9 protein-coding genes are annotated in these 22,271 nt (G+C 59.5%); 5 read left to right on the top strand and 4 right to left on the bottom strand.

What is annotated here, in order from left to right; all coding sequences use genetic code 11:
• The first annotated feature begins 202 nt into the window (after positions 1 to 202).
• On the top strand, positions 203 to 11,629 hold the full coding sequence (locus ACYU7Z_RS01190; protein WP_460566796.1) for a CARDB domain-containing protein: 11,427 nt from the start codon (positions 203 to 205) through the stop codon (positions 11,627 to 11,629).
• Positions 11,630 to 11,696: 67 nt separating this feature from the next.
• Here the strand turns inward: ACYU7Z_RS01190 and ACYU7Z_RS01195 are convergent, their stop codons facing one another.
• Positions 11,697 to 14,279 carry a beta propeller repeat protein gene (locus ACYU7Z_RS01195; RefSeq protein ID WP_460566798.1) on the bottom strand — a complete coding sequence of 861 codons (2,583 nt, stop codon included), beginning with the start codon at positions 14,277 to 14,279 and terminating at the stop codon, positions 11,697 to 11,699.
• 13 nt (positions 14,280 to 14,292) lie between these two features.
• Between ACYU7Z_RS01195 and ACYU7Z_RS01200 the strand changes: the two genes are divergently transcribed.
• The gene (locus tag ACYU7Z_RS01200) at positions 14,293 to 15,069 is read left to right on the top strand and encodes a toxin-antitoxin system YwqK family antitoxin (protein ID WP_460566800.1); all 777 of its coding nucleotides are present in this window, start codon (positions 14,293 to 14,295) and stop codon (positions 15,067 to 15,069) included.
• A 122-nt stretch (positions 15,070 to 15,191) separates the two neighbouring features.
• Here the strand turns inward: ACYU7Z_RS01200 and ACYU7Z_RS01205 are convergent, their stop codons facing one another.
• Both ACYU7Z_RS01205 and ACYU7Z_RS01210 read right to left on the bottom strand, forming a co-directional pair.
• On the bottom strand, positions 15,192 to 16,010 hold the full coding sequence (locus tag ACYU7Z_RS01205; RefSeq protein WP_460566802.1) for an alpha/beta hydrolase: 819 nt from the start codon (positions 16,008 to 16,010) through the stop codon (positions 15,192 to 15,194).
• Positions 16,011 to 16,030: 20 nt separating this feature from the next.
• On the bottom strand, positions 16,031 to 17,326 hold the full coding sequence (locus ACYU7Z_RS01210; RefSeq protein ID WP_460566804.1) for an aminopeptidase P N-terminal domain-containing protein: 1,296 nt from the start codon (positions 17,324 to 17,326) through the stop codon (positions 16,031 to 16,033).
• A gap of 130 nt (positions 17,327 to 17,456) precedes the next feature.
• Between ACYU7Z_RS01210 and ACYU7Z_RS01215 the strand changes: the two genes are divergently transcribed.
• Genes ACYU7Z_RS01215 through ACYU7Z_RS01225 form a run of 3 tightly spaced genes read left to right on the top strand, consistent with a single transcriptional unit; the run spans position 17,457 to position 19,703 of the window.
• Positions 17,457 to 18,353, top strand: coding sequence for an ABC transporter ATP-binding protein (locus ACYU7Z_RS01215; protein ID WP_460566806.1), 897 nt, complete (start codon positions 17,457 to 17,459; stop codon positions 18,351 to 18,353).
• Between the two features lie 19 nt (positions 18,354 to 18,372).
• Positions 18,373 to 19,179: an ABC transporter permease subunit gene (locus ACYU7Z_RS01220; RefSeq protein ID WP_460566808.1), complete on the top strand. Its 807-nt coding sequence runs from the start codon at positions 18,373 to 18,375 to the stop codon at positions 19,177 to 19,179.
• Positions 19,176 to 19,703, top strand: a complete 528-nt coding sequence (locus ACYU7Z_RS01225) for a hypothetical protein (RefSeq protein WP_460566810.1) — start codon at positions 19,176 to 19,178, stop codon at positions 19,701 to 19,703. The genes ACYU7Z_RS01220 and ACYU7Z_RS01225 overlap by 4 nt, the downstream gene beginning before the upstream one ends.
• Positions 19,704 to 19,888: 185 nt before the next feature.
• Here the strand turns inward: ACYU7Z_RS01225 and ACYU7Z_RS01230 are convergent, their stop codons facing one another.
• Positions 19,889 to 22,270: a M1 family metallopeptidase gene (locus tag ACYU7Z_RS01230; RefSeq protein ID WP_460566812.1), complete on the bottom strand. Its 2,382-nt coding sequence runs from the start codon at positions 22,268 to 22,270 to the stop codon at positions 19,889 to 19,891.
• Between the last annotated feature and the right edge of the window lies 1 nt (position 22,271).

Genomic DNA, 22,271 nt, shown 5'->3' on the forward strand with positions numbered 1-22,271 from the left:
AGCCGGCTGCACCGGTCCGTCCCCTTGAAAGCAGACCCGAAGCTGCACAACCTGTAACATTTACACCAACTGCGTACGCCCCCCAGGTACGTGTCTCTCTATCCTACCGAAGCGCCCGAACTGCCCTGAGCAAGGTATTGCCCCGTCATACCTGCGCGGGTCATTTTGCCATTGAAACCAGACAACCCTAAACTGTTATATGATGAAAAGGAGCCTGATCCTGCTGCTTGCGTGCTTCGCAGCGTTATTTGCACAGGGACAAACTGTGCAGGTCGGTACCATTGATCCCACTGTCTTTTGCGCCGGTGCCACCCTGAGTGTGCCCTACACGGCTTCGGGCAGCTTCGACGGTGCCAACGTGTTCACGGCCGAACTGAGCTCGGCGTCGGGAAGCTTTGCAAGCCCCGTAACGATCGGATCGGTGCAGGCTACTGCTGCGGGCACGATCAGCGCCACCCTTCCCGCCGGTGCCGGCAGCGGCAACGGCTACCGGATCCGCGTCGTGGCCAGCAGCCCCGCTGTTACGGGATCCGACAACGGAACGAACCTGAGCATCAACGCGCCGCCGGTACTGAATATCTCCGGCGCGGCGACCGTTTGCTCCGGCAGCACGGCCACACTGGTGGCCTCCGGTGCCAATACGTACAGCTGGTCGCCGGCGACACTCCCGGCCGACGTTGCGCCTTCGAGCATCCGCATGGCCGTGGGTCTGCGCCTGCTAAAGGCGGGCTACAATGGTCCCATCATCCGCCTGCGCCGCGCGAGCGACGATGCGGAGATGGACTTCGGTGCCTCCGGTCTCCATCTTGACCTGGCGGGCATCCGCAGCTGGCTCAACGGAGCGGCGGGTTTTTGCGTGAAGCTCTATGACCAGTCGGGCAACGGCCTCGATGAAGTACAGGCCTCCGGCAGTGCCCAGCCCCAATTCATCGACAGCAGCGTACTCAACGGGCGTCCGGCGCTCGTGTTCAACACGTCGCAGTTCATGCAGATGCCGACCAATTTTTCAAACCCGTTTACCGTCATCTGCGCATCGCGCCAAACCGGTGGCGCCCGCGGCCGTGTGCTTTCCTCGGTAGGGGATAACTGGCTGCTTGGCTTCCACGGCGGCCGCCACGGTACTGCCTATTTCGAAGGCTGGGTCAGCCTTGACTACAACCTGACAGCCGATAACAGCATTTACGTGCACACCGGTTCTTCCAACGGCAGCGTGTCGCAGTTTTATGAAAACGGCTCGCAGCTCGCCAGCAACAGCAATGGCGTTTACCCGCCTTATGGCCTTCAGATGAATGGCCACGCCTATTACGGGGAGCGCTCCGATTGCGAGTTTTATGATATCGTCGTTTACAACAGCGTACTCAGCCCCGAAGCCCGCAGCATGGCTGAAAGCAATATCTGGAACTATTACGTTTCCTCGAACATGCAGTTCGTCAGCCTCGCGGCCGGCCAATCGGCTCAATACACGGTAACCGGCAGCACTCCCGGCTGCGGCAGCGTGAGCCAGACCGTCACGGTGGCCAACTCCTCCGTCGGCGATCCTTCGGTATTCGGACAGAACCAATGGAACGTGTATGCGTGGAATGCCGGAACCTATTACAATAACGGCTCTTCGTGGAACGACAATTACGCCGGCTACTATACGGCTACTGGTCTCAATTTCAACTCGCAGGACCAGTGGAATCCGAACAACTCACCTTCCTCCGCACCCGGCTACCAGGGTTGTACCGTAAATACCGACAACTTCTCCTGGTCGGCCCGGCGCAAAGGCTTCCCCTGCGGCTATTATAAAGTGTCGTTACCCGGCCACGATTATTATGCCCGCGTGCTGATCAACGGACAGCAGGTGTATTACACGTGCTGCGGCAATACGACCGTCTGGACCGGCTACCTCAATGATACGAGCACGGTGGAGTTCAGTGTTACCGACGACTATGGCACTTCCTACGGTGGCATCAACTTCGAGCTGGTGCCTGAAGTGTCCATCAGCTATCCAACAGCTACGTCGGGCAGCGGCTGCAGCACCCTCGGAACGATGGCGCCTGCGGTTACGGCGCCGGCGGGCACGGCCGCAGGTTACTTTATGGCACTGCCGGCGGGTCTTACGATCGACAGCCTGTCCGGTGTCATTACGCCTTCGAGCAGCAGCCCCGGACAATACACTGTTTATTATATCGATACGTTGCTCGCCTGCGGAAGCCACGTCGATACGGCGGTTACCACGATGAAGATCGTTGCGTCGCAGGGCGATCCCTCCGTATTCGGTACGAATGCCTGGCATGTGTACGGCTGGAACTCCGGTTACTATTATGATATCGGAACGTCCTGGAACCAGAACTACGCCGGCTACTTTGTCGACTCGTCGCTGAATTACAATTCGCAGAACTTCTGGTCCTATTGGGGCGCGCCTTCCGATGCTCCGGGCTGGATCGGCTGCCCGATTAATCCGGATTTCCATTCGTGGTCTGCAAAGCGCAAGGGCTTCCCTTGCGGCTACTACACGATCAACCTTCCCTACCACGACGACTACGGCCAGGTGTATGTAAATGGCCAACTGGTATACAACACCTGCTGCGGTAATACCAATGTATGGACCGGCTACCTGAATGATACGAGCACTGTCGAATTCCGGGTCACGGAGGGCAGCAGCTACTCGTACGGCAGCATCAACTTCATACCGACGTCGGAAGCGAAGATCAGCTACCCCGCCAGCAGCTACTGCGGCTCGGCCGGTATGATCAACCCGACGATCACCGAGGCGGCCAATGGAACGGATGGCTACTTCTACGCAACTCCCGCCGGCCTCAGCATCGACAGCACTACCGGTGTGATCAATGCGCCCGGCAGCCTCAGCGGCGACTATACGATCTTCTACCACAAAATCTTCAGCTCCAATTGCGGTGTTGATACCGTGGTCACTTCGACCACGATGCACATTACACAGGTGGTTGGCGACCCGGCGGTCTATGGCAACAACGTCTGGAACGTATATGCCTGGAACGGCGGATACGCTTACAACGATGGCAATTCCTGGGTAACCAACTACGCAGGATATTTTACGGATACCACGCTCAGCCACTACTCGCAAAATTTCTGGTATAACTATTATTCGCCGTCCTATGCTCCCAACTGGCAGGGCTGCGCGGTAAACTGGGATGGTCACTCCTGGGCGGCGAAGCGCCAAGGCTTCCCCTGCGGTTATTACCAGATCAATATTCCCTACCATGACGACGAAGCCGAGCTCTGGGTGAACGGCGTCAAGGTTTGGGGACACAATGGTTGCTGCGATTACCACGGCAACGTGTGGAGTGGCTACCTGTCGTCGACCGACAGTGTGATGCTGCGTGTTACCGAAGGTTACGGCGGCTCCACAGGGGCTGTTGAACTGGTATTGGTTGCCCCGGCAACCATCAGCTACCCGTTGTCGCCCTATTGCAACAGCGGCGGCTCGGCACCGGTTACGATGACCGGCGTTACGGGCGGCTCGTTCGTTGGCGATGACTCGCTGGTTGTGGATGCCGTTACCGGAGCCATCAACCTGAACGCGTCGGCCGTTGGAACGCACACGGTTTCGTACATCGTTGCCCATGAAGGCTGCAGCACCGATACCGTAACGACCACGATGGAAATCTCGCCGGCACCGTCGGCTGCGATCTCCTATGCGCAGCCAGCCTATTGCAATACCAGCGGCACGGTTTCCGTGATCCGCAGCGGCGCCGGCGGCGGAACCTACAACGCCACTCCGGCCGGCCTTTCGATCGATCCCAACACGGGTACGATCGCGCTTACGGCGAGCGCGGCCGGCAACTACACGGTGACCTACACGGTTCCGTCTTCGGGCGATTGCGCCTCGTTCTCCAACACGACGCAGGTCGTTATCTCGAACCCTCCCTCGGCAACCATCAGCTACGGCAGCAATGTATTCTGTACTAACCAGGATTCGGTCCAGGTACAGATCAGCGGAACCACGGGCGGTCATTTCTACAATTACGCCGGCTTTGACGTCAACCCGGTAACAGGCACCCTGTACCCGGCTACGAGCAATGCCACCTTCAACTACATTTACTACGACGCAAGTACGCCCGGATGTTCGTCGTCCGGCACCTATGTTGGCGTGCAGATCAACGCAGCCCCGACGGCAACCGTGAGCTATGGTACGAACCCCTACTATGTGGGCGGTGGTATCATAAGTGCGAGCCAGAGCGGCACAGGCGGCGGTACGTACAGTGCGAGCCCGTCCGGCCTGAGTCTCAACACGAGCACCGGTTCTGTGAATCTCAATATCTCCTCGCCCGGCACCTACACCGTTACGTATACGATGCCTTCCGGCACCTGCCCGGGCAGCACGGCTACGGCAACGATCCAGGTGCTCCCGACGGCCTCTGCACAGATTTCTTACAGCGGCAACCCGTTCTGCGCCAGCTTCGGTACGGCCACCGCAACGCAAACAGGCATCAGCGGCGGCACCTACAGCGCGCAGCCTGCAGGTCTCAGCCTGAATGCAGGAAACGGCGATATCAACGTGTCGACGTCGACAGCAGGCACTTATACGGTTACGTACTTCATCCCGGCAGGCAACGGCCATGGCGATGTTACGGCAACGACCAACGTTACGATCACGGCGCAACCCGCGGCGACGATCGCGTACAGCGCCCTGTATTGCAACTCCGTTTCCGCGTCGAACGTAACGCTGACCGGCACCGGCGGAGGCAGCTTTGCAGCGGCACCGGCCGGTCTGTCGATCAACGGCAGCAACGGCGCGATCTTCCCGCAGTCGAGCAACCCCGGCACCTATACCGTTACCTACACGATCCCGGCTGCCGGTGGCTGCGCCAGCTTCAGTACAAATACGTCCCTCACGATCCAGGCAGGAGGCAGCATGAACGCCGTAGCCAGCCAGTCGCTCTGCAATGGCGCGAGCAGTAATGCTGTTGCCTTTACGAGCGCGGATCCCGGTACGACCTACACCTGGACCAACAACAATACAAGCATTGGTCTTGCCGCAAGCGGAACGGGTAACATTCCCTCGTTTGTTACCGTCAACAGCGGCGCGGGCGTACAACAGGCGATTATTACGGTAACGCCGGTCAATACGAACGGATGCTCCGGCCTTGCGCGCAGCTTCACCATTACGGTGCTCCCGAGCCCGGTGGTTAGCATCAGCGGCGGCAGCAACGAAAGCTATTGCCTTGGTGAGAGCGTGCTGCTCAGCGCCAGCGCAGGCAGCAGCTACCTCTGGTCGACAGGTGCTACCGCGCAAAACATTCCGGTAACATCGGGTGGCTCGTACAGCGTCACCGTCACCAGCGCAGGTGGATGCACGGGTACGGCAACGAAGAGCGTCCCCTTCAGCAGCAACCACCTGCCGACCCTCGCCTTCACCGGTGCTACGGGCTTCGCGAGCAGCGTGGTGAACCCGGCCTCCGGTCTTCCCACGAGCAGCTACCGGTTCGAGGTGCGCTATACGGATGCCGATGGCGACCTGCCGCAATCCAACACCATCAAGCTGCTGCTCGACTACGAGGGCAACGGCTCCTTCAACAACAGCGGCGACCGTACCCTGTACCTCACCGAGAAGGATCCCTCTGATGCGAATACGACAGACGGCAAGGACTATTTTATCGTCGTCAACTTCCTCACGGCTTCCGCCAACTGGCATACGACCATTGAGGCCACCGACCAGGGCGGCTGCAGTGCGTCTTTCGGTCCGTTTGCGGGCCCCGTGGTGCTTCCGCGCGTAGACGTTTCGATCTTCGCCAATGACATCACGTTCTCCAACCCGCATCCCGACCCGGGCCAACCGCTGACTGTTACGGCGACGGTGCACAACAATTCGGGCCGTGATGCCGGCAACTTTACCGTGCACCTCGTAAATCAGAACGACACGGCGACTCATTACCCCGATCAAACCGTTGCCTTCCTCTCGGGCGCCAACGGCACGACGCAGGTGACCTGGCAGATCAACACGCCTTCGGTGCCGATGTGGTGCCCGATGCAGGTGTTTATCGACTACGGTGCCAGCCTCGACGAAAGCAACGAGCTCGACAACCAGGCGATCCGTCCGTTCATTAACGGCAACTACCAGCTGCCCGGCGACATAGGTATTACTGCAGCGCCCACGCCGAGCACGATCTATACGGGCGATAACCTGTCCATCTCGGGAACTGCCTGGTACCGCAATACGGCGGTGCAGCTGCAGGACTCGTCCTGCGCAGGTGCCACGGTAACGGTCAAGGTTGTCGAAACCGGCCAGACACAGACGGTATACAGCAACTCGCTGGGCGCCTACTCGGCTTCCATTTATGGACCCGCAACACCCGGCACCTATCATGTGCAGGTGACCATCACCGACTATACACTTGACGGCGACACGACCACTCAGTTCGTTGTCATTCCGCGCCCCGTATGCTCGGGTCCGGACCTGACCACACAGCTTCTGCTCGGCCCCGGTACGATCACACCGCAATACCCGCAAACGAATACCCGCTACATCGTAGAGGGGCAATCGCTCGGCGGCTCGGTATCGGTTTCGAACGGCGGCAATGCCGCAACCGGCAGCAGCAGCAACCTGGGCATCGAAGCACCCGCGGCCAGCAGTATCCCCGTGCCCTTCGCGGTGAACGCGCTTGCCAGCGGTGGCAGCCAGAACTTCACTCTGCCCACGCTCACGTTCAACAGCATCGGCAATACGTATGTACGCTCCATAGCCGACGTTGCCAACGAGGTGGATGAGCATTGCGGTGGCGAAGGAAACAACAGCTCCTATACCAACGTGCTGGTGCTGCCCAACGCCCCGGATATCGCTCCCTACAACAACCTGTCGTCGTACAGCTACGCCAACCAGTGCCAGGGCATTCCCCCGGTAAGCTTCGTGGTGCGCAACCTCGGTGGCCAGCCGACGAGCAGCTTCAGCGCCCGCCTTACGGTGTTCCGCAACGGTGTGCTGGAAACCACGATGACCCAGACCATGGCTAATATCAACCCGCTCTGGGAAGCACAGGTGAACTTCAACTACGCGTATAACGGCCTGGCCGGCCTGTATACGTTCACGCTCGACTGCGACGTTCCGAACGCAGTTGCCGAATACAACGAAGGCAACAACGGCGTATCGTACCAGGTGCAGGTGAGTGCCTGTAACCCCGACCTCACGGTTTGGGGCTGCGGCAACGTAACCGTTACACCGGCCGAACCCTCACTGCCGACGAACATCACGATCGCCGCCGAGCTCGCCAACACGAGCCTGGTAGCCATCAGTGGCCCGATCGCCGTAGACTTCAACGTAGGCGGTACGCATTATACGTATACGTTCAACGGGACACTTGCTGCCGGCGTCCACACACCCGTATCGGTGACGGTACCGGCCCCGGCTCCGGGCAACAACAGCCTCGTGATCACCGTTGATGCTGCCGATGCAGTGTCGGAAACGAACGAGAATAATAATACCAGCAGCGCCAGGCTTTGCTGGGATTTCCAACCCACGAACAGCGGCTGCTACAGCGGTCTGTACATCAATACCACGCAGTATGTGAATACGCCGGTAACGATGGCCACTGGCCTGTATAACCTTGGTCTCTACAAAGCCACGCATGGACAGGTTCGCTTCGAAGTGAGCGGGCCCGGCATCAGCGGCTGGCTGAACCTCGGAACGGTCAACAACAACATCGCCAACACCTGCACCTGCCCGCTGGGGCTGAGCCTCCCGAACCCCTACGTGTTTGCGCAGACCGGCGACTACCTGGTTCGCATCACGGCTGACCCCGCCGGTCAGTACGCCGAGTGCGACGAGTCGAACAACCAGATCATTGTGCCGGTACACGTCATACTGCCGCTGCCCGATTACCTGACACGTTCGGAATACATCGCACCGTCGCTGCTGAACCCCGAGCTGGGGCAGCCGATCGACATCGATATCAGCTACGTCAACCAGGGTGCGAGCACTACGGATTCGATCACGGTCTACAGCAAAGTTGACAACGACTCGCTGACGCAGCTCCGCGTGCCGGGTCTCGTTACGGGCCAGCTGGCTACCGTGCGCATGCCGCGCCAGTGGTCGTCGGATATCCGCGGTATCCACGTGATCCGCGCGGTCGTAGACAAAGACCATCAGGTGGCTGAAGGCGATGAGCTGAATAACGAAGCAACACGGGCGGTGATCGTGGGTAAGGCCCCGAACCTCCTGTGGCAGTCGTTCGCGCTGAGCAACTATAGCCCCGCCGTCGGAAGCACCATCGCTATCACCGGTGTCATTCACAACATCGGCTTTGATGATTGCGATGCCGTACTGCAGCTGCTCTTCATCAACGACCAGGGCCAGGAAACCCTGATCAGCCAGCGCAACATCTCTGTTGCCGAAGGCGCTGATTACAACCTGAGCGCCGTCTGGAACGTTACCGATGCGCATACACGTGTTATCGCCCGCATCATCAACTCGATGCCGGCTGAATACAACAACGACGACAACGAAGCCGGCAACTACATCGGCGAGATGAGCCTCATGACTTCGTTCACCCAGGCAAGCTGCGGCACTACGACCGATGGCTCTGCGACGGTGACCATCAACGGAGGCCTTGCGCCGTACTCACGCCTGTGGAGCAACGGTGAAACCTCCAATACGATTACAGTAGCCGCAGGTACCTATACCGTAACCGTTACCGACGCCACCGGCGCCTTCGTCACCGACACGGTAAACGTTACTTCGGTCAACAGTGCCTGCAACGAAGTGACCTCCAGCGTCAGCACCGGCAGCGCCTGCAGCGGATCCTCGTTCTCCATCAACTATACCGCCAGCGGCAACTTCACAGCGGGCAACCAGTTTATTGCCCAACTGAGTAACGCAAGCGGCTCCTTTGTTAGCCCGGTCAACATCGGCTCGTTTGCCGCCACTACGAGCGGTACGATCAGCTGCCTCATTCCCGCCAACACCGGGGCCGGCAACGGCTACCAGGTGCGTGTCGTGAGCACGATGCCGGTACTTGCAGAGGCAACGGGTCATGCGCTTACCATCAATGCAGCGACGACCGCTTCGCTGAGTTATAGCGGCGGGCCTTTCTGCAACAGTGGTGGAACCATCCAGGCCAACCAGGGAGGCACAAGTGGCGGCCAGTTCAGCGCCCAGCCTGCCGGCCTGTCGCTCAACAGCGTTACCGGGGCCATCAACCTCAACGCCAGCCAGCCGGGCACCTATACCGTTACGTACACGGTCGGCAATGTCAATGGTTGCACAGGTGCGAGCAGCAGCACTTCGATCACAATCAATGCGGCCCCGACGGCCAGCATCCTTTACGAAGGACCGTTCTGCCCTGGTGGCACGGCACTGCCGGTGCTCACGGGTAGCGGCGGCGGCAGCTTCACCTCGACGGCCGGACTTGTGCTGAACCCGAATAGCGGCGCGATCAACCTCACCACTTCGGTAGCTGGTACCTACACCGTAGTGTATACGATTGCTGCAAGCGGCACCTGCCCGCTGGTACAGTCGGGCACACAGGTAACGATCTACCCGAAGGCAGTTCTGGATACGATCCCCGGCTTCACAACGCGCAACGGTGCTACCATGTCCCCTGTGACCTTTACAGGATCGCCGGCCGGCATCCAGTTCGCCTGGACAAACGATCGTCCCTCGATCGGCCTTGCGGCCAGTGGCAACGGCAACCTGCCTTCATTCGTTGCCAGCAACACGGGCAGCACGCCGGTATCGGCCAACGTCACGGTTACACCGGTCTATGTCGCCGGTGACCTTCCCTGCGCGGGCACGGCACGCAGCTTCCGCATCACGGTGAACCCGTTTGTGCTGACGACGATCTCGTATCCGAATGGCCCGTACTGCGCCCGCAACAACGCAACGCCGGTGCTCAACGGCCAAAGCGGTGGCAGCTTCAGCGCACCCGCAGGTCTTTCGATCGCCGCATCTACGGGCGTCATCAACCTTTCCGCATCTACGCCCGGTACTTATACGGTTACGTATAACTACACAAGCTATGGCCAGGCCGGGGTAGCTACCACATCGATCACCGTGCTGTCGCTTCCGAGCGTCAACTCCGGTCCGAACCAGGTTGTTTGTGCCAACGCGAATGTTGGTCCGATCAACTTCACCGGTACCGGCAGTTCCTTCGCCTGGACCAATGACAACCCGGCCATCGGCCTGCCCGCATCGGGCACAGGTCCCATCAGCTTCACGTCGGTGAACAACGGTACGACGGCACTTTCCGCGAACGTAGCTGTTGTGGCTGTATCGGGTGGCTGTACGTCGCAGGCGGCTTCCTTCCGCATACTGGTGCAGCCGCTGCCCATCGTAACGGTGCCGGCTAACACGACGGTATGCGCCGGCTTTGCAACACCGGCCCTCCAATTCACGGGCACGGTGAGCGGAACCGTGTTTAACTGGACGAACAACAATACGGCTACCGGTGTTGCCACTTCGGGTAACGGTGCGATCGCCTCGTACAATGCCGTCAATAACAGCGGTGTCAACCAGGTGTCGACGATCACCGTTACACCTACGGCCAATTATTGCAGCGGACCTACAGCCAGCTTTACCCTGGCCGTGGTGCCCGCGGCCGGATCGATCTCGTACAGCGGCTCGCCGTACTGCCCCGGTGGCACGGCGACCGTAACCCGTACCGGGTCAACCGGCGGCACATTCAGCGCCAGCCCCGCAGGCCTTGCGCTTAATTCCGGCACGGGCAGCATCGACCTTACGGCGTCAACGCCCGGTACCTACACGGTAACCTACACGGTTGGCAGCGGCGGTGGCGGTTGCAGCAACACGGCGAGCACCCAGTTTGTCCTGAACCAACGGGCCGTCATCAACGGTATCAGCAACCAGGCCTATTGCCCTGGTACGGCCACGCAGCCGATTGCCTTTACCGGCTCCGGTGTTACATCGTACACCTGGACCAACAGCAACAGCGCGATCGGCCTGGCCGCAAGCGGGTCAGGTGCGGGAATCCCTTCCTTCGTACCTGTAAACAACACAACGGCCAATGCCAGCGGCACTGTACTGGTAACCCCGGTCGGCGCCTGCCCGGGCACCCCGATCAGTTTCCGTGTACTGGTCTACCCGATGCCGACCGTGGTTGCCGTTCCCGACCAGGTGTACTGCCGCGGCGCAAGTACCAGCCAGGTAACCTTCGCCGCAGGTTTCAGCAACACCACGATCCAGTGGACGCGTACGAACGTAGCTATCGGTTTGCCGTACACAAATGGTTACACGTCGATACAGTCCTTCACGACCCAGAACAACACGTCGGGCCCGATCAGCTCGCTGGTCACCGTGACGCCGCTCGCCAACAAATGTTATGGTGCGCCGATGCAGTTCAGTTACGTGATCAACAACTGCGTGACGCAGGCCGGAAACACCGGCGGCAGCCCGCAGACCGCACGCCTCGCCGACCAGGTGACCGTTGGCCCGAACCCGACCCAGAACCAGGTGACCATCTGGTATACGGGCGCCGGCGAGGGACCGCGCAGCGTGGAACTGCTCGACCAGTACGGACGGACGCTACTCAAGCCTGCTTCCTTCAATGGCAGCAGCTATAGCCTCAGCCTCGTTGGACTTACCGCCGGCACGTACATCGTGCGGGTCGTCGATACCAAAACCAACGAGTCGGTAGAGCGAAAGCTGGTCAAGCTTTGATTGGGTTACTCGTATAATACAAGAAGCCGCCCCATCGGGCGGCTTCTTTCGTTTGCGGGAGGATCGTTTAGTCTTCGTCGCGGAGCAGGGATTGCTTTTCGGTTTTTGCTGCTTCCTCTTCTTTCGGTTGCTGCGCTTTCTTTTTCAGCCACTGCGGGTCGCGCTGCAGACCCTGTACATCATCGAGCTTAACGGTATAAAGACTTCGCCCGTGCGTGCCAAGTACCAGCTCGTTGTCGCGCTCCTGGATGGCGATATCGTGCACGGGTACCGACAGCGGCAGTCCTGCTGTCCAGGCCATAAAATGACGGTCCCGGTCGAAGCTGACGTAGAGACCGCCATCGGTGCCCACATACAGGATGTCGGGATTTTTCGGGTCCTCGCGCACTACGTTGACGGGCTCGAAGGGCAGGTCGCTGCCGAGTGCGGTCCAGCTGTTGCCTTCATCCTCGCTTACGTATAAATACGGGTGGAAGTCGTCGTTGCGGTAGCCGTTGAGCGCTACGTACACACGTGGCGCGCTCCAGCGCGAGGCGATAACGCGGCTTACCCACAATCCCTGCGGTAGCGGGCGCCGCTTGCCTTCGTTGAGGGCGCTCCAGCTGTAGCCGCCGTCACGGCTGATGTGCAGCCGGCCATCGTCGGTGCCGGTATACAGCAGTGAAAAGCGCAGCGGCGATTCGGCGATGGTCGTAATGGTGCCGTAGGGAACGTTGCCGCCGCCATCGCCTTTGCTGAGGTCGCTGCTGATCACCAGGAAGCTGTCGGCTTTCGCAAAAGAGCGGAACAGGTGGTTGCCGCCGAAGTAGACTATGTCGGGATTGTGCCGGCTGAGCAGGATGGGCGTTTGCCAGTTGTAGCGGTAGGGGCGCTGTCCCAGTGCATGCTGCGGCGTGATAAGGCGGCTGCTTGTTTCCGGATAGCGGCGGTCGAGGCGGTTGTAGTAGCCGAATTGGGCGCCGGCATACACCGTTACGTTGTCGCGCGGGTCGACCTGCACCTGCATACCGTCACCACCCGAGATATGCTTGAATGGGTAGTTTCCATCCGCCATCCAGCCGGGGCTGTCGCGGTTGGTCGAGGGGCCGTACCATACGCCGTTGTCCTGCAGGCCGCCATATACGTTGTAGGGCTTTGCGTTGTCGACCGTAACCGAGTAGAACTGGCCAACGGCGGGGGTGTTGGCGCTGAACCAGTGGGCGCCGTTGTCGTACGTGATGTTGAGCCCGCCGTCGTTGGCGTCGAAGATGTGCTCGCTGCGCCGCGGGTCGATCCAGAGGGTATGGTGGTCGCCATGTACATTGTCTTTGTCCATGACGCGGAACGTGCGGCCGCTATCCGTCGATTGCTGCAGCGTAAAGCCCGGGAGGTACACGTTGCGGTCGTTGTCGGGGGCCACGAAGATCCTGCCGAAGTAGTAGCCGTAGCTGCTGTACATACGCGGCAGGGGCTTGCTGTTCATCTTCCGCCAGCTTCGTCCCGCATCGTCGCTGCGGTACACTTCCGCGCCGACCGGGGTTGTTTCAAAACCGGTATTTACGTAGAGGAAGTCGTAGAGCGCGCGGGCGCCCAGCTTTCCGGTTGCCACCTGCTCCTTTACCTCGCGGGCCGTATAGCGCTTGATGAGGCCATTGCGCTTCAGGAAGGTATCGAGCTTGCGCTCATCGAGACGGGCAAAGTCCTCGGCCGAAATGTTCTTGAAATCGCGGAGGTAGTACCGCGTGGTGTCGCCCAGCGTCGTGTCCTTGCAGGCAGTCTGGTTGTCGACGACGACGTAGACCGTTGCCGGGTTCTTTGCGTACACAGACACACCCATCCGGCCTACGGCAGCACCCGTGGGCAGGCCTGATCCTTCGGTAGAAATACGGGTCCAGTGCTCGCCGCCGTCGCTGCTCTTGTAAAGGCCGCTGCCGGCGCCGGCCGCCTCGAAGTTCCAGGCACGCCGGGTACGGTACCAGGCCGTGGCATAAAGCTCCGCCGGGTTTTGCGGGTTGGCGTCGATATCGACGACCCCGGTGTTGGCGTCCACAAACAGTGTCTGCCGCCAGGAGGCGCCACCGTCGGTGGTTTTATACACGCCCCGCTCGGGGTTGGCGGAGTAGAGGTGCCCCAGCACGGCCACCCAGGCCGTGTTGTCGTCGCCGGGGTGAAGCTGGATCTTGCCGATATGCTGCGACTCGGGGAGACCGGCGTAGCGCCAGGTCTTGCCGCGGTCGGTGCTCCGGTACAGACCGGTGCCGGCATAGGAGGAGCGGCTGCTGTTGACCTCGCCGGTGCCCACCCAGATGGTGCCCGTACGCCAGTTGACGGCAACGGCACCGATCGTGAGCGTCTCGACGCTGTCGAAAACCGGCACAAAGCTCTGTCCGTTGTTGCGGCTGTACCACAGGCCGCCCGAAGCGTAGGCTACGTAGAATTCAGTGGGGTCGTCGGGATTAACGGCGAGGTCGCTGATGCGTCCGCTCATCACGCTGGGCCCGATATTGCGGAACCGCACACTGTCGAGCACCGAGGCGCGGCGCAGCACCGCCTTTCGCTCGAGCCCTTTCCAGCGCTCGGCCGCCGGTGTGGGCGCCGTTTGGGCCTTTGTGAAAAAAGTAACGGACAGGAGGCCGCCCGTAAGCAGGGTTTGGGGTAATTTTAGCTTCATAAGGAAAGGTTCTATGCTGATTTCAAACATACGGAACATCCGCTGGTTGCTGGCACTGCTGCTCTTTGTGGCGGCGCCCGCGTCGGCGCAATGGAAAAGCTACGTGCTCGGTGTCAAAGGCGACACGCTCAACCGGGTCGACAGGAAAGGCCTGCAACAGGGCCCCTGGGTTGTCCGGCAGGAGGCTGTTCGCGGCGAGCGCGGCTACGAGGAAGAGGGCGTTTACCAGGACGGCTTTAAGGTCGGGTACTGGCGGCGCTACAGCCTCGACGGCGACCTGCTGGCACTCGAACAATACCGCTGGGGCATGAAGGACGGCAAGCAGGTGTACTTCGACCTGGAGGGCAAGCCTACCCGGGAGGAAATGTGGCGCGCCGTCGACCCGAAGAGCCCCTACGACACAGTGCCCGTTCGCGACCTCAAGGATCCCAATAAAATAACCGGTTACCAGATAGTCAAGGTCGAACCCGTGGCCCGTAAGCACGGTACCTGGAAATTCTATAACGAGCGCGATGGCCGCCTCGAAGCCACCCAGGAATGGGTCATGGACAAGCTTAAAAAAGACGGGCTCGACGACGGACTTGCCCCCATCTCGGTGGCCGGCGGCGGCAGCTCCGACAGCACGACACGCCCCGTAACCAGCGTGCGCGAAGCAACCGATGCCACGCGCCCCAGCTATGCCAAGCCCGAAAAAAGTAAGGTGACCAAGCCACCGGCAGTCGTTGACTTTGAAAAAAAACACAAGGGCCGCAGAAAGTATGATGTGCGGACCGGGGAAACGGGTGGATAATTTTTAGTTTGCTAATGTGCTGGTCTGCTAATCTGCTAATGCCGGGTTATCAAATAATAAGAAAAGCTTCCCATCGGGAAGCTTTTCTTATTCGCAGACTAGCAGACTATCCAATTAGCAGACTATTTACCCGCTTTCTTGAAATAGTTCCGGAAAAACAGGAGCTGGTACTGCACGGCGTTGTTCCAATACGCCCAGTCGTGGCGACCGGGACGCTCGGTATAGTCGTGGGGGATTTTCAACTCCAGGAGGCGCTTGTGCAGGGCGCGGCTCATTTCAACGATGAAGTCTTCGCTGCCGCAATCGACGATGAGCGCGAGGGTATCCTTCGGTTTCTGGTCGAGCACACCAAAGATGGAGTACTCGTGGTAGCGTGCGTGGTTGCTGCTGTCGCCAAGGCGCTTGTCCACGCTGTACATCGGCGCCGTGATCAGTTCCACCTGCACCGCGCCGCTCATGCTGCCCGCCGCTCCGAAGGTCGACGTGTGGCGGTAGCCGAGGAAGAGCCCGCCGTGCCCGCCCATGCTGAGACCGCTGATGGCGCGCCCGCTGCGGTCGCGGATCGTGCGGTAGTGCGCATCGATCCAGGCAGGGATCTCGGTCGACACATAGGTTTCGAATTTCATCGAGCTGTCGATGGGGCTGTCGAAGTACCAGCTGCTGTTGGCGCCATCGGGACATACCACCAGTACGTCGTTGCGGTCAACATACGCTTTCAGGTCGGGCGCCTTCGTGACCCAATCGCTCCACCTGCCGGTGAGGCCATGGAGCAGGTAAACGGTCGGGTAGGCGACCTTGCTTTTGCGGTAGGAAGCGGGCTTGATCACCACGGCTTTGTACGCGCGGTGCATCGCGTCGCTGTAAATCGAAACGGTGTCTACATCGGCGGCCGCGGCAGACAGGGTGCCGGCGAGCGCAAGAAGGGTCAGGAGTTTTTTCATGTGTGTTTGTTCTTTCTGGTTCAACGCAGTGCGCTCTGCTTGGGAACTGCGGCAGTCAGGTTATCGGGAGCGGTGTCCGTAATTAGTATGTTGTCTTCGATGCGGATGCCGCCGATCTCCTGCCAGTGCGCGAGCTCATCCCAGGCAACCTCGTCGCGGAACTTCGTACGGTTTGCCGCATCGTCGAGCAGCGCCTTGATGAAATAGAGGCCCGGTTCGACGGTTATCAGGTGACCGGCCTCCAGCTGTATGTCTACACGGAGACGCGCCCCGAAATAGCTTTTCGGTGCCAGGTTCTCCGCCTGGCCCGTGTCGCGAACACGAAGACCCACGAGGTGACCAAGGCCGTGCGGGAAGAAGAGCGCGATCACTTCCTTTTCGAGCAGCGTCGAAAGGTCGCCTTTGAGGATGCCGAGGTCTTTCAGTCCTTCGGTAAACATTTTCGCGGCGGTGCCGTGCACATCGCGCCACCAGTTGCCGGGGCGGCACAGGTCGATGCAGGCTTCCTGCACCCTGAGCACAAGCGCGTAAAGATCCTTCTGGCGGCTCGTCGCGGCCGATGAAGCATAGGTACGGGTAATGTCGACGCAATAGTCCACCAGCTCGGCGCCGGCATCCACGAGCACGAGCTCGCCTTCGCCGATGATCTTCTGCGTGGGCAGCGCGTGTAGGATCGATGCGTTGCGGCCGCTACCCACGATCGAATCGTAGGGAAGTCCCTGCGCACCGGCGCGCGCAATGGCGCTTTCATAAACCACCTGCAACTCCCTTTCGCTGATACCGGGACGAAGCGCGGCTTCGATGGCTTTGTAGCCTTCGGCTGCGAACCCGGCAAGCTGGCGAACGAGCGCTACTTCGGCAGCATCCTTCACGCGGCGGGTTTGATCGAGTGCCGTGTTGAGCGCAAAAGCAGTGCCTTCGGGTTTATAGCTAGGGGTCTGGCCAAGCTCGTAAATCGATTTGAATTTCTGCGTACCGAGGTAGTTGGACAGGCGGCTGATGTCCTGGCCAGGATCGCTGACAAGAAGGTCGTGCTTGTCGCCTTCCCATACCGCCTGCTCGCGGGTAAACGGTGTCTGGAATTCGATCCAGCCGGTACCGGGTCCGTAGAGGAGCACCTCGCCTTCGCGACGACGACCCGTAAGCCAGTAGTAGGAGGGGTGGGGCAGGAACGGGTAGGTCTGGTCGAGACCTCCGGGCTTCGGTACCGGGTCGCCGGAATGAACCAGCACTGCCTCATCGGGCTGCAGGATCGCGTTCCATTTCTTCGCAAGGCGCGCCCGGCGGGCCGCTATATCGTTCGTGGTAAAATACATGGCAGCTTTATTTGCCGCTAAAGATAGGTTTCGTAAAAATTATGCGTGGGACTACTATTTGTACGGATTTATCATTTACTTTGTAATGCAAAGTGCTTTTTAATTCCTGCCTTTGTGCTAATCAAAGCTTATGGACGCTGTATTATCCCTATCCGGCATATCGAAATCCTACGGCCCGGTGCAGGCGTTGAAAAACGTATCCTTCACCGTACCCGAAGGCAGTGTGTTTGGCGTGCTTGGACCAAACGGCAGCGGTAAAACAACGCTGCTCAGCATCATCCTCGATGTGTTGAAAGCCGACAGGGGCGACTTCCTTTGGTTTGGCCAGCCGGGTTCGCCGGCGCAGCGGAAGCGCATCGGCTCCCTGCTCGAAACGCCCAACTTTTACCATTACCTGTCGGCTGTCGAAAACCTGAAAATCACGCATAGCATCAGTGGCCGTGGCAACCGCGACGACCTTGACCGCATCCTCAAAAAGGTGAGCCTGTACGAGCGGCGCAAGAGCCGCTTTAAATCCTACAGCCTCGGTATGAAGCAACGGCTTGCCATTGCGGCCGCACTGCTCGGCGATCCGAAGGTGCTGGTGCTCGATGAGCCAACCAACGGGCTTGACCCGGTGGGCATCGCCGAGATCCGCGAGCTTATCATCGAACTGCGCAACAACGGGCATACCGTTATCATCGCCAGCCACCTGCTCGACGAGGTGGAAAAGGTGTGCACGCACGTGGCCATCCTCAAGAAAGGAGAGCTGATCGTAACCGGCCCGGTGAACGATGTATTGCAGGACGAAGACGTGGTGGAGGCCGGCGCGGCCGATCTCGCGCAGCTCGCCGACCTGCTGCGGCATTTTACCAGGCAGGTGGCGATCGACAACGCGTCAAATACCGTTCGCTGCTCGCTTCCGAAGGGGAGTGCGCAACTGGAGGAGATCAACCGCTACTGCTTTGCGCAGGGCGTCGTGCTCAATCATCTCCTGCTGAAGCGAAAGCGCCTCGAAGCCCGCTTCTTCGAATTAACCAACAGCTGATCCAACCAACTACATTATTATGACCAACGTGATACGCACCGAATGGCTCAAGATGAGAAAGTACCCGGCCTTCTGGGCGATGCTGGGGATCATCGCGCTTTCTTACCCGGGCATGAACTACATGTTTTACTCGAGCGGCTACAAAGACCAGCTCGCCGACAAGCAGATGGGGCCGATCCTCTCGATGCTGCCGAACCCGTTTACCTTCCCCGATGCCTGGACAACGGTAGCCTATATTTCCTCGCTGTTCATTTTCCTGCCGGCGCTGATGGTGATCATGTTCATCAGCAACGAGTACAGCTTTAAGACGCACCGTCAGAATATCATCGACGGTTGGAGCCGCACCGATTTCCTCGTGGGAAAGCTGATCGACGTGCTGCTTGTCAGCGTGCTGGTTACAGTGCTGTATGCAGTGACTGCTTTTATCATCGGCAGCATTAATTCCGGCGCGGGCGTGCACCCCTGGGAAGGCTCACGGTTTATCGGGCTCTTCTTCCTGCAGGTGCTGGCGCAGCTGTCGCTGGCCTTGCTGCTGGCGTTGGTTGTGCGCAAGGCCTTTATTGCCCTCGGCCTCTTCATGTTCTATTACTTCCCGCTCGAGCCGTTCATCGTGGCGATCAGCAAGAAGCGGGGCTACAAGTGGGGCGAATACATGCCGCTGGAGATTTCGGATCGTCTTATTCCTTTCCCGCGCTGGTTTACCCGTGATGAAACCGAATGGAAGACGGCCGTGGCGCAAAGCAATGCCCATATCGGCTACACACTGCTGCTGATTGCCGTCTGCTGGTTACTTTGCTTCTGGATCAACAAAAAACGAGACCTATGAGCCGCTCCCTTTTCTTCCTGCTGGTAGCTGTATTGCTCCTGCCGCGCCCGGCAGCCGCGCAGGGACATTCCACCCGTATCAAGACGCAGGCCATGGAGATGGCCAATGCATTCATGAACAACGATGTGCCGACATTCATCCGCTTCATGCACCCCAACATCGTGGCCTTTGCCGGCGGCGCGGCGAGCATGAAGACGAAGATGGATTCGGCCTACCACATGATGAAGCAGTTCAATGTCGGCTTCAAGCGCTACTGGATCGGCAACCCGGGCCCGATCGTACAATACCGGAACCAGCTTCAGGCCGTGCTGCCGCAGCGTACAACGATGCTGACACCGATGGGCGAAATAACGATGGAATCGGCGCTGCTCGTGATCTCGAGCGACAACGGCAGGAACTGGTGGTTTATCGACACCAACGTCTACCACGCCGACAAGCTCAAAAGCATCCTGCCCGACCTGTCGCCGGAGCTGGTTATTCCTCCAAGAACGAAACCGAAGATCGTACCGCTGCAGCGGCAGTAATTGTGCGGTAGGCAGCTCCCATTCGTGATTGCGAAAGCTTGTGCAAGATTGGTAAATTCCCCTTACAAGGGCTGAATCATTACCTGGGCTGCGCCGCTTGCCCAGGCGCCAATGCCGTCTCCTCAGCGCGCAAAAAAAAAGCCCGGGCAATGTGCCCGGGCTTTTAATAAGTAGAAGCAACGATCTTAGAATCCTTTCTTTTCGTTGGCTTTCTGCATCGGATTCACACCGGTGCTTTGCCCGCGTGCGGCGCCCTGCTTCGCTTTGAACAGCTGGAAGCGGCTCGGCTCGGGGATCGGGTTGCCCCAGGAGTTGTTGCTCTCGTCGATGTCGGCGGTCTCGCGCATCGGGTCGAGCTTGATGCCGGTAACGCGCTTGTCCTTCATGAAGAACTTCGTCACCTTGCCTTCGTTGTAGCGCCAAACCTGCGCGGGAATGCGGTCGATCTCTTTCGTCCCGTCCTCGAAGGTCCACTCCACGATGATGGGCATCACGAGGCCACCCTTGTTGGAGAAGGTGAGCTCGTAGAAATGCTTGCCGGCAAACTTCGCTTTCGTGGCGTCGTCGAGCAGCTCCTGCGAAGCGGGCAAGGCCACGGAGTAGCGTGCTGTATCGACGGGTTCAAGGCCGCGGTCGTAGCGCCAGTAAAAATCGCGGAGCGAGGTGTCGGCGTCGGTCTGGAAGCGGATCTTCGCGTCTTCACGGTTGCGGATCTTCGACACGTCTTCAAAGGCGTTCACCTGCGGCTTCGGCACGGGTACCATCACAGCGGAGTCGCGCATCCGCGGGCCGTTCATGAGTGCGTCGGCCTTGGCGTATTTAACGCTGTCGAGCGAAATGTCGGTAACGTCGGTGCTGTAGAACCAGCCGCGCCAGAACCAGTCGAGGTCTTCGGCCGATGCGTCTTCCATGGTGCGGAAGAAGTCGGCAGGTGTCGGGTGCTTGAAGGCCCAGCGGCGGGCGTATTCCTTAAAGGCATAGTCGAAGAGCTCGCGGCCCATCACGGTTTCGCGGAGGATGTTGAGACCTGTCGACGGCTTCGAATATGCATTGGGTCCGAAGCCGATGATATTCTCCGAGTTGGTCATGATCGGCTCCAGCTGGTCTTTCGGGAGCTTCATGTAGTCGGTGATGGTCCAGGCCGGCCCGCGACGCGAGGGGAATTTATTGTCCCAGAGTTCCTCGGTGAGGTATTCCACGAAGGTGTTCAGGCCTTCATCCATCCAGGTCCACTGGCGCTCATCGGAGTTGATGATCATCGGGAAGAAGTTGTGGCCCACTTCGTGGATCACCACGCCCAGCATGCCGTTCTTGGTGTTCTCCGAGTAAGTGCCGTCCTTCTCGGTGCGGCCGAAGTTGAAGCAGATCATCGGGTACTCCATGCCATTGGCGGCTTCAACGCTCTGGGCAACGGGGTAGGGGTAGGGGATGGTAAACTTCGAGTAGGTTTTGATGGTGTGCGCAACCGCTTTCGAGGAGTATTTGCGATAGAGGTTGTAGGCTTCCTTCCCGTAAAGGCTCATGCACATCACCTTCTTGCCTTCCACGTTGGCGGCCATGGCGTCCCACACGAATTTGCGCGAGGAGCCCCAGGCAAAGTCGCGCACGTTGTCGGCCTTGAAGATCCAGGTCTTCGTGGCTTTCGCCTTTTGCTTCTCCGCAGCCTTCGCTTCGGCAAGTGTTACGATCTCGATGGGCTCGGTAGCGGTTTGCGCTTTTTGCCAGCGGGCATACTGCGCCGGCTTGAGCACCTGCTGCAGGTTCTGGCAAAGACCCGTGGCGCCGATGATATGGTCGGCCGGAACGGTCATCGCTACTTTGAAGTTGCCGAAGCCGAGGGCGAATTCACCGCGGCCCGTAAACTGGTGGTTCTGCCAGCCCTGGAAGTCGCTGTACACGCAAAGGCGGGGATACCACTGCGTCATGGTAAAGAGGTAGTTGCCGTCTTCGGCGAAGTACTCGTAGCCGCCGCGGCCGCCCATCGAGATGCGGTCGGGGATCTTGTAGTTCCAGTCGCAGTTGAAGATGAACTTCTGACCCGGCTTCAGCGGCACGGGCAGCTCAACACGCATCATCGTTTTGTTGACGGTGTACTTCAGGGCCTTGCCGGAAGCATCGGTCAGCTTGGCGATGTTGACGCCGTAGCCGTTGTCCCTGCGCTGGCGCTCCATGTTTTCGAGCTGCGCCACCGAGGCGTTGCGGGGCGTGGTCGAGGAGGTCTGGTAGCCGGCGTTCTTCGTCGTGCTGTGCTCGTTCTCATCGAGCTGGAGCCACAGGAAGCTGAGCACGTCGGGCGAGTTGTTGTAGTAGGTGACGGTTTCCGATCCGCGCAGCGTAAGACCCGGCTCATCGAGGGTCGCGCGGATGTCGTAGTCGCAGCGCTGCTGCCAGTACTTGGGTCCCGGTGCCCCCGAGGCGGTACGGTACTCGTTGGGCGTCGGCATCACGGTGCCGAGCTGCTCGAACTTGTTCGCATGGTTCGAACCCGGATTGTTCTGTGGGTTCTGGGCCAGGAGAAAGCCGCCGGCCAGTAGCTGCACGCCGCAAGCGAAGAGAAGCTTTTTCATG

The sequence above is a fragment of the Flaviaestuariibacter terrae genome (assembly GCF_054777635.1).